This window comes from Actinacidiphila sp. bgisy167, from assembly GCF_965342175.1.
Taxonomy (GTDB): domain Bacteria; phylum Actinomycetota; class Actinomycetes; order Streptomycetales; family Streptomycetaceae; genus Actinacidiphila.
Window position 1 is genome coordinate 38,165 of record NZ_CBDRBL010000017.1, and the last position, 15,366, is coordinate 53,530.

12 protein-coding genes are annotated in these 15,366 nt (G+C 67.9%); 7 read left to right on the forward strand and 5 right to left on the reverse strand.

Going from position 1 to position 15,366, the window contains the following annotated elements; all coding sequences use genetic code 11:
• Positions 1 to 94: 94 nt before the first annotated feature.
• The 5 genes from ACRWND_RS09460 to ACRWND_RS09480 all read right to left on the reverse strand — a co-directional run bounded on the left by ACRWND_RS09460 (position 95) and on the right by ACRWND_RS09480 (position 5,523).
• Positions 95 to 1,171, reverse strand: coding sequence for an ABC transporter ATP-binding protein (locus ACRWND_RS09460; protein ID WP_431947976.1), 1,077 nt, complete (start codon positions 1,169 to 1,171; stop codon positions 95 to 97).
• Positions 1,171 to 2,238 (reverse strand): ABC transporter ATP-binding protein, encoded by a 1,068-nt coding sequence (locus ACRWND_RS09465; RefSeq protein ID WP_431947977.1) that lies wholly within the window; start codon positions 2,236 to 2,238, stop codon positions 1,171 to 1,173. Before ACRWND_RS09465 ends, ACRWND_RS09460 begins: the two co-directional genes overlap by 1 nt.
• Positions 2,238 to 3,149 (reverse strand): carbohydrate ABC transporter permease, encoded by a 912-nt coding sequence (locus ACRWND_RS09470; RefSeq protein ID WP_431947979.1) that lies wholly within the window; start codon positions 3,147 to 3,149, stop codon positions 2,238 to 2,240. The genes ACRWND_RS09465 and ACRWND_RS09470 overlap by 1 nt, the downstream gene beginning before the upstream one ends.
• Positions 3,149 to 4,015 (reverse strand): carbohydrate ABC transporter permease, encoded by an 867-nt coding sequence (locus ACRWND_RS09475; protein ID WP_431947981.1) that lies wholly within the window; start codon positions 4,013 to 4,015, stop codon positions 3,149 to 3,151. The genes ACRWND_RS09470 and ACRWND_RS09475 overlap by 1 nt, the downstream gene beginning before the upstream one ends.
• An 80-nt stretch (positions 4,016 to 4,095) precedes the next feature.
• Entirely contained in the window at positions 4,096 to 5,523 is a 1,428-nt protein-coding gene (locus ACRWND_RS09480) for an extracellular solute-binding protein (protein ID WP_431947983.1), read from the reverse strand.
• A 393-nt stretch (positions 5,524 to 5,916) separates the two neighbouring features.
• Between ACRWND_RS09480 and ACRWND_RS09485 the strand changes: the two genes are divergently transcribed.
• The 7 genes from ACRWND_RS09485 (at position 5,917) to ACRWND_RS09515 (ending at position 15,358) form a co-directional block, all read left to right on the forward strand.
• A complete protein-coding gene (locus ACRWND_RS09485; RefSeq protein ID WP_431947985.1) occupies positions 5,917 to 6,651 on the forward strand; it encodes a GntR family transcriptional regulator in 735 nt (244 codons plus the stop codon).
• Between the two features lie 89 nt (positions 6,652 to 6,740).
• Positions 6,741 to 7,310 carry a DJ-1/PfpI family protein gene (locus ACRWND_RS09490; protein WP_431947987.1) on the forward strand — a complete coding sequence of 190 codons (570 nt, stop codon included), beginning with the start codon at positions 6,741 to 6,743 and terminating at the stop codon, positions 7,308 to 7,310.
• Positions 7,311 to 7,454: 144 nt separating this feature from the next.
• Entirely contained in the window at positions 7,455 to 7,682 is a 228-nt protein-coding gene (locus ACRWND_RS09495) for a hypothetical protein (protein ID WP_431947989.1), read from the forward strand.
• Positions 7,683 to 7,894: 212 nt separating this feature from the next.
• Positions 7,895 to 11,821, forward strand: coding sequence for a ThuA domain-containing protein (locus ACRWND_RS09500; RefSeq protein ID WP_431947991.1), 3,927 nt, complete (start codon positions 7,895 to 7,897; stop codon positions 11,819 to 11,821).
• Between the two features lie 92 nt (positions 11,822 to 11,913).
• Positions 11,914 to 13,947, forward strand: coding sequence for a ThuA domain-containing protein (locus tag ACRWND_RS09505; protein WP_431947993.1), 2,034 nt, complete (start codon positions 11,914 to 11,916; stop codon positions 13,945 to 13,947).
• A 600-nt stretch (positions 13,948 to 14,547) separates the two neighbouring features.
• Positions 14,548 to 14,883 carry an FCD domain-containing protein gene (locus ACRWND_RS09510; protein ID WP_431947995.1) on the forward strand — a complete coding sequence of 112 codons (336 nt, stop codon included), beginning with the start codon at positions 14,548 to 14,550 and terminating at the stop codon, positions 14,881 to 14,883.
• Positions 14,789 to 15,358, forward strand: coding sequence for a DJ-1/PfpI family protein (locus ACRWND_RS09515; RefSeq protein WP_375118237.1), 570 nt, complete (start codon positions 14,789 to 14,791; stop codon positions 15,356 to 15,358). Before ACRWND_RS09510 ends, ACRWND_RS09515 begins: the two co-directional genes overlap by 95 nt.
• Positions 15,359 to 15,366 lie beyond the last annotated feature (8 nt).

Consider the following 15,366-nt stretch of genomic DNA (forward strand, 5'->3'; position numbering starts at 1 on the left):
TGCTTCAGCGTCGTCAGGCCGTGCTCACCGGTGACGGTCCGCCGAAACTCGATTGCCACGTGCGGGCGCATGATGACGTCGCCGCCCTGCGCGGTCACCCCCCGGCCTGGGACAGCGCCAGCCCGGTGCCCGCATCGAACAGGTGCGCACGGTCCAGGTCGACCGTGACCAGCAGCCGCTCGCCCGGCGTACCCGTGACGGTGGGTCGTGCCTTGACCTTGAGGATCTCCGTCCCCACTCGGACGTCGACGACCGTTCGGTCACCGAGCGGCTCAAGGCCGTAGAGCTCACCCGACAACGACGCGTCCCCACGCTGCTCGATGGACAGGTCCTCTGCCCGCAGGCCCAGCAGCAGCGGACGACCGTCCTCAGCCGTGGTCCAGCGGGGCCGCGGCAGCGTCCAGCCTTCCGCCCCGACCAGACGATCCCCCTCGGCGTGGCAGGGGAGGAGGCTGATCGGCGGGCTCCCGACGAAGCCCGCGACCCACTGGTTGGCCGGTCGCTCGTACACCTCGGTCGGCGTTCCGACCTGTTGCACCTTCCCCTCCTTGAGGACCGCGACCTGGTCGGCCATGGACAGGGCCTCGACCTGGTCGTTGGTCACGTAGACGAAGGTTCCCCCGAGACTCCGGTGGATGCGGGTGAGCTCGGTGCGCATCTCGACGCGGAGCTTGAGGTCGAGGTTCGTCAGCGGCTCGTCCATGAGAAACGCGCGCGGGCGACGGACCAGCGCCCGGGCCAGGGCGACGCGCTGCATCTCACCGCCCGACATCTGCGCGGGACGACGCTGCAGCAGACGTTCGATGTGCAGCAGGCTCGACATCTGCTCGACGGCGGCGGCGATCTCGCTCGAAGAACAACGACGTGCCCGCAGCGGCGAAGCGATGTTCTCGTACGCCGTGAGGCGCGGGTAGAGGGCGTAGCTCTGGAAGACCATGGCCAGGTCGCGTGCCGCCGGGGAGTCACCGGTCGCGTCCCTCCCGTCCAGATGCACCGACCCGGCGTCAAGCTGCTCGAGGCCGGCGATCGCTCGCAGGGTGGTCGTCTTGCCTGCCCCGGAGGGCCCGAGCACGACGAAGAACGAGCCGTCCGGCACGTCCAGCGTCACCCCGTCCAGGGCCTGGACTCTGCCGAAGGACTTGCACAGCCCCTGCACTGCCACAGTTCCCATCAGGCCACCAGCTCTTCCGTGCTCACGTCGTACACCGGCGGGGGCCCGCCGGTGTGCCGCAGCCCGACCGGCGCGTCAGCGGCGAAACGGACAGTCGGTGGCATCCGAACCCGTACGTCGCGCCGGCCGCCGAGGTCGACCACGTAGATGATCTCGTCTCCCAGCCACTCCGCCGAGACCACGCGGGCCGGGGCCGAACGCTCCGCCCCTGGTGCTGTGACTTCCAGCGCCTCCGGCCGGACGCCTGCGACCAGGCGACGGTCGCGCGGCAGGCGTGGCGGTGGCGGGAGGACCAGTCCGCCCTGACTGCGCAGCTTCCCGTCGGCCACCTCCACCTCCACCAGGTTCATCGGCGGGGAGCCGATGAACGCGGCACAGAAAAGACTCGCCGGACGGTCGTAGACCTCCAGCGGCGTGCCGATCTGCTCGACGCGGCCCTTGTTGAGGATGGCGATTCTGTGGCCGAGCGACATCGCCTCGACTTGGTCGTGGGTGACGTAGACCATCGTCGTCCCCAGTTCCCCCTGCAGGTGCTTGATCTCCGTGCGCATGTCCGCCCTCAGCTCCGCGTCCAGATTGGTGAGGGGTTCGTCCATGAGGAATGCGCGCGGTCGCCGCACCAGGGCGCGCGCAAGCGCGACGCGCTGCTGCTCCCCGCCGGACAGCCGGTGCGGTCGCCGGTCCAGGAGCGGACCGAGCCGCATCAGCCGGGCGGCCTCGTCGACCCGCTCGCGCACCTCCGCTTTGGGCAGTCCCTCGGCCCGCAGTGGGAACGCCAGGTTGTCGCGGGTCCTCAGATGCGGGTAGAGAGCGTAGAACTGGAACACCATGGCGATGTCGCGCTCGGCGGGCGGCAGGTCGTTGACGAGCGTGTCGCCGATGCGGATGTCGCCCGTCGTCTGCCTCTCCAGCCCGGCTATGGCTCGCAGCGTGGTCGTCTTGCCGCAGCCCGATGGGCCGAGCATCACGAACAGCTCGCCGTCGCCGATGGACAGGTCCACGTGATCGACTGCGACCGTCCCGTCCGGGTAGCGCTTGTGCAGGGTGGTCACCTCGATGCCCGCCATCAGCGTCGCACCGCCCCGAGCGTCACACCGGCGATGAGGTGCTTGCGCACCAGGTAGGCGAAGACGAGCACCGGTAGGGCGAACACCACGGAGGCGGCGGCGACGAGACCCCAGTCCACAGTGGTTCCACCGATGAGGCCGGCGATGGCGGGTGGGGCCGTCCGCACGCTGTCGCTGGAGGTGAGGAAGATGGCGAACACGAACTCGTTCCACGAGAAGATGAGTGCGAAGACCGCCGTCGCGGCGATGCCGGGCAGGAGCAGGGGAAGGGTGAATCGCCAGAACGCCTGCAAGCGGGTGTAGCCGTCGAGCATGGCGGCATCCTCGTACTCCGCGGGCACCTCGTCGACGAACCCCTTCATCATCCAGATCGTGAACGGGACGTTGAACGCGGCGTAGATGAGGATCAGGCCGAGCTTGCTGTCGATGAGTCCGACTTGGCGGTACATGAGGAAGATCGGGACCACGACCACCACGGGCGGCATGAAGCGGGTGGACAGGATGAAGAACAGCTGGTCCTTCTTGGCCTTCACGGCGAAGCGTGAGTAGGCCCAGGCCGCCGGGACCCCCAGCACGGTGGCCAGCGCCGTGGAGACCCCGGCGACCACGACGGAGTTGAGGAACGAGACGGACAGGGCCGAGCGACCGCCGCCGGAGGCGACGAACACGTCCTTGAAATGGTCCAGGGTGACCTTGAAGTCGAAGAACTTGGCCGGGACCGCGTAGACGTCCCGGTTCTCCTTGATGGACGTCTCGAGCATCCACAGCACCGGAAAGAGCATCACGACGGCCAGCACGGTCAGCAGCGCGACCTCCAGCGCGGAGCGGCCCCGGCCGCCGAAGCGGCGCGCGGGGGGAGTGCGATCCCGGTCTGGACCCGTGGACACGGCCTTGTCGACGGAGACGGCCATCAGTCCTCCTTGAGCTTGTTCAAGTAGCGCAGGTAGAGCTGCGTAAGGACGATGACGACGAGGACCATGAGGATCCCGTACGCCGAGGCGGTTCCGGTGTTGAAGCCCAGGAACGCGACCTTGTAGACGTGGAACGACAACGTCTCGGTGGAGACCCCCGGACCTCCGCTGGTGAGGATGTAGACGAGGTCGAACAGCCGGAAGGCCTCGATGGCCCTGAACAACACCGCGATGAGGAGCAGCGGCCACACCAGCGGAAGAGTGATGGTGCGGAACCGGAACCACTCGGACGCCCGATCGATCGAGGCGGCCTCGTACAAGTACGTGGGAACCGCGGTGAGGCCCGCGAGGGCGATGAGCATGATGAACGGCGTCCATTGCCAGGTGTCGACCATGATCAGGGACAGCAGTGCCGTTCGCTGCTGGGTGAGCCACTCCACCTGCCCCAGGCCGAGCGAGCCGAGCATGCTGTTGATCACGCCGAATTGCGCGTCGAGCATGAATCGCCAGAACAACCCGACCACGACCGGCGACAGCATCATCGGAACCAGGAACGCAGTGGTCAGCACTCCTCGCCCGTGCGTGCGCCGTGAGATCAGGTAGGCGATGGCGAATCCGAGCACGGTCTGCAGGGTGACCGCGCCCACCACGTAGATCAACGTCGTCAAGGCCCTCAGGTGGACCTGCGCCGACGTCAGGACGGCGATGTAGTTCTCGAACCAGATGAAATGGGCCGGCCCCCCGCGGGTGGCCGAGTAGTCGGTGAACGACAGGTACAATGCCCACAGCAGCGGGAACACCGACATCGCGAGCAACAGCAGCAGCGCGGGGGAGATGAAGGCCACGGCGAGCCCGCGGTCGCTCAAGCGGCGGGACCGACCCGGTGCAGGTGGCGTCGCGGACGCCACCTGCCCGGGGTGGTCGGTCGTCAGAGAGGTGGGGTCACTCACAGTCCGCCGCCGCCCTTGCGGCCGCCGGAGTCGAGCACGCCCTGCTGCTCCTTGGCGATGTCGTCGAGCGCTTCCTTCGGCTTTTTCGCGCCGTTGAGAGCCGCGTTCACGTTGGTGTTCTCGATGTCGACCAGGCGCGCGTACTCGGGCACGTTCCACATGTCCCGCATCCGCGGAACCGAGTCGGCGTACACCTGGTTGAACGGCCCGGCATTGAGGAACTCGGGCGACTCCAGGGCGTCCGTACGCGATGGCACGCCACCAGCCGCGGCCCACTTCTTCTGGATGTCAGCCCGCTCGAACCACTTCATGAAGTTCAGGGCCTCCGCCTGGTTCGCCTCGGGGGAGTAGGCCGACACGTGCATCCCCATGCCGCCGAGAGGCACCAGGTTCGTCTTCTGGCTCGGCAGGGTGGCAAAACCCAGCTTGTCGAGAATCTGCTCCCGTGTGGTGCCGAGCGTCGACTGCTTCGGGTCGAGCAGGCCGCCGCTCGCGGCGATCCAGTTGAACGCGATGCATGCCTTGCCCTGGGCGACCGCCGCGTTCACCTCGTCGATGAACCAGTTGCCGGAGCCCGCGGCGGTCAGCGGCTTCATCTTGTTGACCAGGACGTCCATCGCCTCCTGGCCCGCAGCGTCGTTGATGACGCCGTCGATCTTGCGGGTCTTGGAGTCCCAGAGGTTGCCGCCGTAGACGCTGTTGACCGTGTTGTAGGTTACGGCCGCGGCGTCCGAACCGTTGGCCTGGTGGAAAGCCAGGCCGCTGACGCCAGGGTGGTCCGCCTGGCACTTCTCGGCGACTGAGATCATCTCGTCCCACGTCTGCGGCGGCTTGTCGCCGATCAAGTCCTTGCGGTAGATCATCGTCCAGGTGTCGCCGAGCAGCGGCAGTCCGTACATGCTGGCGTTCTCGTCGCGCTTGCCGGTCTCCGCCTGGGGGTACTGGCCGTAGGCCGCCAGGAGGTACGGGTTGTAGGCCTTGACGTCGATGTTCTTCTTGACGAAGTCGGTGATGTCGAGGATGTTGCCGTTCGTCACGGCCTCGCCGATGTGTTGCGAGTCCAGGATCGGGATGTCGAAGTCGGTCTTGTGCGCTGCGAACTGGGTGAACATCGCGTCGTGCCAGTTCGCGTTCGGCACGGTGTTGACCTTGACGGTCACGTTCGGCCGCTCCTTGGTGTACTCCGCGTTCGCGAAGTCTTCCAGCGCGTGGGCGGGGGGCCAGTCGAACCAGATGAACTTGAGGGTCAGCGGGTTCTTGGTGAGCTCCGGGATGGTCGCCGGCGCCTTGGGGGCGTTATTCGCATTCGCGCCGTCGTCCTGCCCGCAAGCCGTCAGGGCCGTGGCCACCACTATGGCCGCCGTCGCCAACTGCGCCGTCCGACGGGGAACGGACAGTCGTCTTATGCGCTTCGGATGCCGCATCTTCTCGCCTGCTTTCCGGGTGGGGAGCTCTGGAGCCTTGCTGCGTGCTTCGCCGAGCAGTTGCTGCGGGGCTTTCAGGCGGGTTGCCGGCTGCCGCAAGGGCTGACCCGCAGACCGGCGTCACGAGTACGCCGCGACGTGATGGGCTTCAAGCAGTCGAGAGGTCCTCCGGCCCTTGCGCGGCCCGGCGGCGAACCGAGTAGGACGTCGAGCATGCTCATTGGAGCTTCAGCTGATCGAGGCGGAGCTATGGCGGGCGGCTCCGCGACGGGTGAAGGATGACTGGCGTCCGTCACTTTTCCTATACGATCCAAGCGGGGGGCATCAACATCCCGCAGTATGCGACCGATGTCAACGGTTCCCGTAGACGTAAGAAAGGACCTCACAGTCACGATGGACGACGAAGCGATGATCGCGAGGGGCCGTGGGGCCATGACGGGCGGAACGCCGCCGGGAAGATCTCGTGGCCGGCTCGCCGACGAGGTGTACGACACGCTGCTCGGACAGCTGATGTCGCTACGGATAGAGCCCGGCTCCCGTGTCACGATCGACGTCCTGGCGCGAGAGCTGGGGGTCTCGCAGACGCCGATCCGAGACGCTCTGAACCGGATGGAGGCCGAGGGCCTGGTGGTGCGTGTGCCCCATGCCGGCTATCACATTCCCCCCCAGATCACCCGTCAGCGATTCGAGGACATGCTTGAGCTCCGCCTGCTCCTCGAGCCGGCGGCGGCGCGCAGATCCGCCGAACGCGCATCCGTGCAGCAGGTGGCCGGTCTGCGACGCATGCTGGAGGAGATGGCGGAGTTGGAGGGGGGCGGCGGGCCCGTGGCCTATGGCGCCTTCGGGCTGCGCGACGCCGCTTTTCACGATCTCGTCGCCCTGAGCGCGGAGAACCAGGTCATCCGTGAAGCGCTCGCTCGCCTGCACACGCACGTGCACCTGTTCCGGCTTCTCCACGACACCCAGGTCACTCACTTGGCCATGGCCGAGCACGAAGACGTCGTGGCCGCGATCGCCGCCCGTGACCCCGACGCCGCCGCCTACGCCATGCGTCGGCACATCCTGCTGTCCGGCGAGCGGTTCCGACGTTTGTTCGACGAGGCCAAGGGCTCGGACGGAACGGTCTAAAGGCTTGACGGGCGGGCCGGGCCGGGGAATGCTAACGGATCGGATCGGATCGGATCGACCTCACCCGCCTCAGATGCGAGGAGAAGTAGGTGCCCAGAGCGCTGCTTCTGACCGGCGACGCCGCCGAGGAGCTCGACACCATGTATCCCTACTATCGCGTGCAGGAGGGCGGCTGGGACGTTGACGTCTCGTCACGGACGATGCGCGACGTTCAGCTGGTCATCCACGAGTTCGACCCCCACTCCGACGCCTATGTGGAGAAGAACGGCCGGAAGCTGCCGGTCGACGTGCCCTGGGCCGAGGTCGACGTCGAGCGCTATGACGCCCTGATCATCCCTGGGGGACGTGCCCCCGAGTGGATCCGGGTCGACGCCGACGTCAGGCGCATCACCGAGCATTTCTTCGCGCGCAACCTCCCGATCGCGCTGGTGTGCCACGGCGCGCAGGTGCCGGCGGTGTACGGGCTGCTGAAGGGCCGGAAGACGGCGTGCTTCCCCCCCATCACCGGTGACATGGAGAACGCGGGCGCGACGGTCATCGACGCTCCCGACGTCGTGGACGGCAACCTCGTCTCCTGCCGCGGATGGCCTGACATGCCGCAATTCGGCAGGGCGATGATGGAGGTCTTCTCTAAGTCCATCACCTCCGCATCGGCATGACCACACCTGGCCAGTCCCGGTGAGGCCCGAGCCGCTCGCCGACCTGTGCCACCCCCATCGTCATGCGCCGGTCGCCAGAGGCCAGGCCTCTGGCGCTGCCGGCCAACCGGCGGCTCGGTCCTGGCCGACCTGTTCAACCCGCCAGTGATCGTCATCGGACGCTGTTTCGCCTCGCCGGCCACGTGGCTGCTGCCACACGCACAAGATCAGCTGCAACGGCTCATGGTGGCAGCTCCAGCCGCCCAGTGCCGATTCGTCGCCTGCACGCCCAGCTTCGGCACCGCCTTCCGCGGCGCGGCGAGCACAGTGATCGACCACATCATCGACGACCCGACCGCGATCACGGATTCACCCAGGCCGACACCTTACTGACGGCCCCACAGACCTGGAGACGGCACCCTCCAGCAACCGCACTGTCCGCTACCACCACGTGGCAACAAGCGCGGCGGTTCGCGCCGTGCCTGACATCCCCCAGGCAGGAAGGGTTTTTCATGTCACCACGTCATCGAACGTGGGCCAGGCTGCTCGACGCAGCCCTGCCAGAAAACGGACGACGACGCCCGAGGCGTCGCACCGCGACCACGATGGCCTTAGCCCTCATCGCCCCTTTCCTCACGCTCCTCGCGACGCCGGTGAGCGCCGCGGACCCCACGGCGGCTGAGTCCTCTCCCGTCGCTGCACCCGCGCTGCCGCAGCCGTCCGCGTCTGCCGCCAAGCCCGCACCACCAGACGCCCGCTACAAGGTGCTCGTGGTGCGCAGCACCCAGGACGCGGTGTCGTCGGCCGGCCTGGCCGCGATCCGGGATGCGGCCAGACCCGGTCAGTTCACGGTCGTGGCGCCCGGGCCCGCTGACGTGGGCGACCATTTCACGGAGAAGAAGCTGAAGCAGTACCGCGCGGTCGTGTTCTTGGACACGGGTCTCGCGAGCCCGCTCACGGACGCGCAACGCTCGAACTTCGAGGACTACTTCCGTGACGGCGGCGGCTTCGTCGGCGTCGGCTCGGCGGTGGAGACCGACGAGTCCTGGTCGTTCCTGACCGACATCCTGGGGACGCGTGCGTCCGGCAAAACCGACGTGCAGTCGGGTGACGTGAAGGTCGCCGACCGCGTCCACGACGCGACCAAGGATCTGCCGCAGATCTGGTCGCGGACCGACGAGTGGTACAACTTCACGAAGAACGTGCGCGGTGTGTCACACGTCCTCGACACCGTCGTCGAGGACCCGTTCGGGCCGCAGCCGCAGGGCGCCGACCTCGACGGGATCGCCGGGGGCACGATGGGCGCCGATCACCCGGTCTCGTGGTGCAAGGACTTCCAGGGCGGCCGCTCGTTCTACACCGGCCTGGGCAACACGGCCGCGAGCTTCGACGCCGGCCTCACCAAGCACCTCAAGGGCGCGATCGGCTGGGCCGCGGGCCAGGCCGACCCGGACTACAGCGATTGCGGCGCCACCGTGCTGGCCAACTACCAGCAGACGAAGATCGGCTCGCCGCCGAACCTGCAGGAGCCGATCGGCTTCGACCAGCTGCCGGACGGCCGCGTTCTGCAGACGGACCGCCTCGGCTCGCTGCGCATGCACGACTCGACCACGGGCGTCACCACGGTCGTCGCCAACTTCGCCGACCCGAGCCTGCCGATGACGCAGCAGATCTACACCGCGGGCGAGGACGGGCTCTACGGCCCGGCGGTCGACGCCGACTTCGCGACCAACAAGTGGGTCTACCTCTACTACTCGCCGAAGGAGGTCACCGACGTCAAGCTGAGCGACGGATCAGTCGTCACCCAGGTCACGCCGAACACCACCCCACCGAACGTGGCGGCGTCCAAGACCGCGTGGGATCCGTATGTGGGCTATTTCCAGCTCAGCCGCTTCAAGTTCGTCGACGCCACCGACAGCACGCCGGCGCACCTCGACATGGGCTCCGAGCAGCAGATCATGCGCGTGCCGGTCAACCGCCAGGAGTGCTGCCACGTCGGGGGCGACATCGACTTCGACAAGCACGGCAACCTCTGGATGGTCACCGGCGACGACACGCCCGCGGGCGGCATCAACGCCGGCGGCTACGGGCCGTACAACTCGCAGAAGACCGACGAGCAGCAGACCGTGCGCGTCACCAACGCGACGGGCGGCACGTTCACGCTGACCTTCGAGGGCCAGACGACGGAGCCGATCGCGTGGAACGCGGATCGCAACGCGATCGACGCGGCGCTCGAGGCGCTCTCGAACATCGAGGCGGACGAGATCCAGACCAGCGGCGGTCCGGTCAACACGTCGAACGTCAACGTGTTCTTCCGCCGCGGCAAGCAGCAGTCCGATCAGCCGCAGATCACCGCCGACGGCTCCGGCCTGACCGGCACCGCCACGCCGGCGATCGCCACCAGCACGGCGCAGGCGGGCGGCTGGTACCAGCGGCTCACCGGTGACTCGCGCCGCACCGCGCTGAACACCAACGACCTGCGCGGCAAGGTGCTGCGGATCAAGGTCAAGAGCGGCGACATCTCCGCCGCCGACGCCAACAAGGTCGCCCTCGGCCCCGGCACGGGCGCCTACTCGATCCCGCCGGGCAACCTGTTCCCGCTGGTCGCGGGCAAGCCGCGGGACAAGACGCGGCCGGAGGTCTACGCGATGGGCTTCCGCAACCCGTTCCGGATCCAGGTCGACGAGAACGACGTGGCCTACGTCGGCGACTACTCGCCCGACGCCCAGACACCGCAGCGCTCGCACGGCCCGTCGGGCACCGGTCGCTACGAGATCGTGCGCAAGCCGTCGAACTACGGCTGGCCGACGTGCTACAAGCGCGACCTCGCGCACTACCAGTGGAACTTCCACGAGTTCGCGCCCGGCACCACCACCGCGGGCACGCCGCTGAACAACCCGCCTCAGAAGTTCGAGTGCGACGGGCCGACGCAGCGCAACGACTCGCTGTGGAACATCGAGGGCGGTCCGACGGTCGAGCCGGGCCTGAGGGACGTCCCACCGGTCACCGACCCCGACATCTGGTACTCCTACCGCGACAACAACCCGACCGCGCCGCTCGGCACCCCGTGCGAGGCCTCCTACGCGCCGACCCCGGGCCCGATCGCGCCCGGCTCGACGACCGAATGCCCGCGGCTGTTCCCCGAGCTCTTCACCGGCGGCGTCGGTCCGCACGGGGTCGCGAAGTACCATTACGACCCGAAGAACCCGAACCCTCACAAGTTCCCGGCGTACTACGACGACTCGGTGATCATCAGCGAGTGGACGCAGGACACGCTGCGCGAGGTCAAGCTCGACAAGAAGACCAACCACGTCCAGAAGATCAACAACTTCCTGGACTGCGGCAGCCGTGCGAGCGCCGGGGCAGGCACGTTCCGGTTCGAGTGCGACAACCCGATGGACCTGCAGTTCGGTTCCGACGGCGCGTTCTACCTGCTGACCTACGGAAACGGGTTCAACGTCATCAGCCCCGACGCGGGCATGTACAAGTGGGAGTACGTCAAGGGCAAGCGCGCGCCGAAGGCCGTGCTCACCACGGACCGCACCGACGGCGCAACGCCGCTGACCGTGAACTTCTCCAGCGCCGGCTCGCTGGATGAGGATCCCGGCGACTCGATCCGCTACGAGTGGAACTTCGGCGACGGCTCGGCGATCGAGACCGACCCGAACCCGGCACACACGTACACGCAGTCCGGCCGCTACACGGCCGTGCTGACCGTGCTCGACTCGTCCGGAAAGCAGACCTCGACCAGCACCGTGATCACCGTGGGCAACACGAGCCCGACGGTGGTCGTCAACACGCCGGTGGAGGGCGGGACGTTCGTGTTCGGCGACGACATCCCGTTCTCGGTCACGGTCACCGACCCCGAGGACGGGACGGTGGACTGCTCCGAGGTGGAGGTCACGTTCGTGCTCGGCCACGACTCGCACGGCCACGCCGAGGAGTCCGTCAACGGCTGCTCGGGCGTGCTCCACACGGAGGCCGACGACGTCTCACACGGCGGCAACGTCTCCGGCGTGGTCCAGGCGCGCTACACCGACCACGGCGGTCCGGGCGGCGTCCCGCAGCTGACCACGACCGGCCAGCACCAGATCCGCCAGAAGCACCAGGAGGTGGAGTTCGTCGTCAACCAGTCCGGCACCAACACGGCGAACAACTCCGACGGCGGCGCCGGCGTGCACCGCGGCAGCCTGGGCTCGGGCGACTGGCTCCAGCTCAACGGCCCGTTCAACCTGACCAACATCGATTCGATCACTTTCCGCGCGGCGGACGCGGCGAACGGCCGCACGCCCGGGTCGCCGCTGGCGGCCATCGAGGTCCGTCAGGACTCGGTCACCGGGCCGATCCTGACCACGGCCAACCTCGTGTCCACCGGCGGGACGGGAACCTGGACGAGCCAGACGTTCCCGGTCTCGATGTCCGGGACGCATGAGCTGTTCCTGGTGTTCCGCTCGGTCACGGGTGGCGCCACGGGCGGCAACCTGTTCAACCTCAACTGGGCCGAGTTCGTCGGCGCAGGCATCGGCACCTAGCGAACCCGCCCGTGCCGACGGACCTGGGTCCGTCGGCACGGGCATCCGCACCCAGCGAACCCGCCGGCACAGCGGCAAGAGAGAAGACACTCATGCGGAGAAAATTTCGCACATCGGCAGTGGCCGCCTTCATGACGGCTGCCGCACTCATCACCGCGACACCGTCGTGGGCAGAGGAAACGACATCGCCGACGATCAACGTGGCGACGCTGTCGCCCTCTGCGCCGACCGGCCAGAACAACTGGTACACCGGCCCGGTGACGCTGAACGTGTCGGCGACCGACGACGTCGGCATCGCCAAGTTCCAGTACTCGCTCAACGGCGGCGCCGCCTATATCGACGTGCCCGTCGAGGGGGCGCCGACGTCGGCCACGGCGTCGGCGGTGATCACGCAGGAGGGCAACACCAGCGTCCGGTACCGCGCGGTCGACACGTCCGGAAACGTCGCGGCGTTCCGCTCGATCTCGGTCCGTATCGACACACGCGCGCCGGCCGCATCGTACCCGGCGATCACCGATGGTCACGTCGGTCACGTCGCCACGCTCATCCCGACGCGCACGGACCCCACCCCCGGCTCGGGCGGAGTGGCCGTGCTGAACATGTACCTCGACGGCGAGCTGGTCCCGCCGTTGCCGGTGCAGACCTCCGACCTGTCGCTCGGCGTGCACAAGCTCGCGGTGCACCTCTCCGACGCTGCTTCCAACAGCGCGAAGTACACGCAGACGTTCATCGTGACGACCTCGTTCGCGGACGTCGGCACGCTGATCACCCGGTTCGTGACCGCCGGCAGCGTCCCGGCTGAGGTCGGTGAGGCGCTCCAGGCCAAGCTCGACGAGGCGAAGGCGCTCGCCGACACCGGTTCGGCCAAGAGCGCGAGCCAGGTCCTGAACGAGTTCGTCTCGATCGCCAACCGGATCGCGCCCGGCTCGGCCCGCAAGACTCTCGTGGACGATGCCCGTCACCTGATCGACCAGCTCAAGGGCAGGCCCGCGCCGGAGCCCGCGACGGGCCTTGAGTCCGAGCCCGCGGAGGGCCCGAAGTTCATCCCGGACCCGGTGCTCGCCCCTCTCCCGCACAAACCGGACGCCAAATACAACGTCCTGGTCTTCTCCAAGACGACGGGCTTCCGGCACGACCACATCCCGCACACCGTGGCCGCGATCCAGAAGCTCGGCATCGCGCACAAGTTCAACGTCGACGTCTACGACCCGCAACTCCCGACGGTCACGCTGCCCACGAGCCCGTTCCTGAGCCTCGACACGCTCAAGCAGTACGACACGATCGTCTTCGAGTCCAACGTCGGGCACCCGGGTCCGCTCAACGCGACCACCGAGCAGCCGAACTTCGAGGCCTACATGAAGCAGGGCGGCGGCTATGTCGGCATCCACGGCGCCGCCGACTCGTTCGAGATCGGCACCTGGCCGTGGTACGGCGACCTCGTCGGTGGGTTCTTCACCAGCCATCCGAGCGGCCAGAACGGGTTCGGCCAGTGCGGCAGCTGCATCCACGCCGAGGTGGTGACCGAGGACAAGACGCACCCGGCGACCGCGCATCTCCCTGCCCGGTGGCTGACGGTCGACGAGCTCTACAACTTCGACCGCAACATGCGGGGCGACGTGCACACGCTGCTGAGCCTCAACGAGGACAGCTACCAGCGCAGCCTCAACAGCGGCAACGCGGCCACCAACCCGCTGCGGCTGATGAACGGCGACCACCCGATCGCGTGGTGCCAGAACTGGGGCGGTGGCAAGGCGTTCTCGACCATCCTCGGCCACTTCCGGACGCACTACTACGACGACTCGTTCATGCGGATCATCCTCGGCGGGATCGAGACGACCGCCGGCCGCAAGGGCGCCAACTGCTCGTCGTACCGCGAGACCAACCTGCTGATCGAGGCTGACCGAGCGGCTGGGCTGCTGACCCCGGACGCCGCGGACGCCGCCGGTGCCGCCCTGGACATCGCGCGGGACAGCTACCTGGCACGCGAGTACACCACCGCCATCCCGGCGCTGAACTCGATCGTCGCCCTGGCGAACCACAAGGCCTCCGGCGACGCCGCGGCGCGTTCCGAGCTCGCGCGGCAGGCGCGCGAGCTGCGGGAGTGGATGCAGAACCTCAAGCGCTGACCCGTTCACGCGGCGGGGGCGGCGATTCGCCGCCCCCGCCGCGCTGACGCTGGAGCGCGTACCACTATCGCGGATTGATGCACGACCTTCTCGTGATCATCGACGAGACATCGGTAGGTGCCGCACGTGACCCATCCTCCCAAGGGAGCGGTGTTGCGGTCGGGTCGACGCCCTGCGGGCGGCATTCGGACACGAGGTCCCGGCCGACGGCGTTGCGCCGGAAGGGGTGCTCACGGAGGCCGATCGCGAGGTCGTGATGAGCCGGCCGAATGAACTGGAAGAACGCGTTCCGCGACGCGGAGAACGGATGCGTCCGCGATCGGAGGGGACGACGACGGTGACCCTTGGGCGCATTGCCGGGCTGTCGCCGCGCCCTACGGGTCTTCCGTCAGTCGAGAAGTCCTTCGGTCCTCGTGTGACCCTGTGGCGAACCGGGCAGGACGTCGAGCATGCTCATAGGAGCTCCAACTGATCGACGTAGGGCGATGGCGGGCGGTTCCGCGACGGGTGAAGGATGGCTGACGTCCGTCACCCTTCCTATATGATCCGAGTGGTCCTCGCCGTGCACTTCTCCACGACACCCAGGTCACTCACGTGGCCATGGCCGAGCACGAAGTCGTCGTGGCCGCGATCGCCGCCCGTGACCCCGACGCCGCCGCCTACGCCATGCGTCGGCACATCCTGCTGTCCGGCGAGCGGTTCCGACGTTGTTCGGCGAGGCCAAGGGTTCGGCCGGAACGGTCCAAAGGCTTGACGGGCGGGCCGGGCCGGGGAATGCTGACTCCGTCGGATCAGATCGGATCCGATCCGCCTCACCCGCCTCAGATGCGAGGAGAAGCAGGTGCCCAGAGCGCTGCTCCTGACCGGCGACGCCGCCGAGGAGCTCGACACCATGTATCCCTACTATCGCGTGCAGGAGGGCGGCTGGGACGTTGACGTCTCGTCACGGACGATGCGCGACGTTCAGCTGGTCATCCACGAGTTCGACCCCAACTCCGACGCCTATGTGGAGAAGAACGGCCGGAAGCTGCCGGTCGACGTGCCCTGGGCCGAGGTCGACGTCGAGCGCTATGACGCCCTGATCATCCCTGGGGGACGTGCCCCCGAGTGGATCCGGGTCGACGCCGACGTCAGGCGCATCACCGAGCACTTCTTCGCGCGCAACCTCCCGATCGCGCTGGTGTGCCACGGCGCGCAGGTGCCGGCGGTGTACGGGCTGCTGAAGGGCCGGAAGACGGCGTGCTTCCCCCCCATCACCGGTGACATGGAGAACGCGGGCGCGACGGTCATCGACGCTCCCGACGTCGTGGACGGCAACCTCGTCTCCTGCCGCGGATGGCCCGACATGCCGCAATTCGGCAGGGCGATGATGGAGGTCTTCTCTAAGTCCATCACCTCCGCATCGGCATGAGCACGCCT

Excerpts from the sequence above, each read along its gene's own strand:
- ACRWND_RS09460 (WP_431947976.1), bottom strand. The coding sequence starts at position 1,171 with ATGGGAACTGTGGCAGTGCAGGGGCTGTGCAAGTCCTTCGGCAGAGTC.
- ACRWND_RS09465 (WP_431947977.1), bottom strand. The coding sequence starts at position 2,238 with ATGGCGGGCATCGAGGTGACCACCCTGCACAAGCGCTACCCGGACGGG.
- ACRWND_RS09470 (WP_431947979.1), bottom strand. The coding sequence starts at position 3,149 with ATGGCCGTCTCCGTCGACAAGGCCGTGTCCACGGGTCCAGACCGGGAT.
- ACRWND_RS09480 (WP_431947983.1), bottom strand. The coding sequence starts at position 5,523 with ATGCGGCATCCGAAGCGCATAAGACGACTGTCCGTTCCCCGTCGGACG.
- ACRWND_RS09485 (WP_431947985.1), top strand. The coding sequence starts at position 5,917 with ATGGACGACGAAGCGATGATCGCGAGGGGCCGTGGGGCCATGACGGGC.
- ACRWND_RS09500 (WP_431947991.1), top strand. The coding sequence starts at position 7,895 with ATGGCCTTAGCCCTCATCGCCCCTTTCCTCACGCTCCTCGCGACGCCG.
- ACRWND_RS09505 (WP_431947993.1), top strand. The coding sequence starts at position 11,914 with ATGCGGAGAAAATTTCGCACATCGGCAGTGGCCGCCTTCATGACGGCT.
- ACRWND_RS09510 (WP_431947995.1), top strand. The coding sequence starts at position 14,548 with ATGGCCGAGCACGAAGTCGTCGTGGCCGCGATCGCCGCCCGTGACCCC.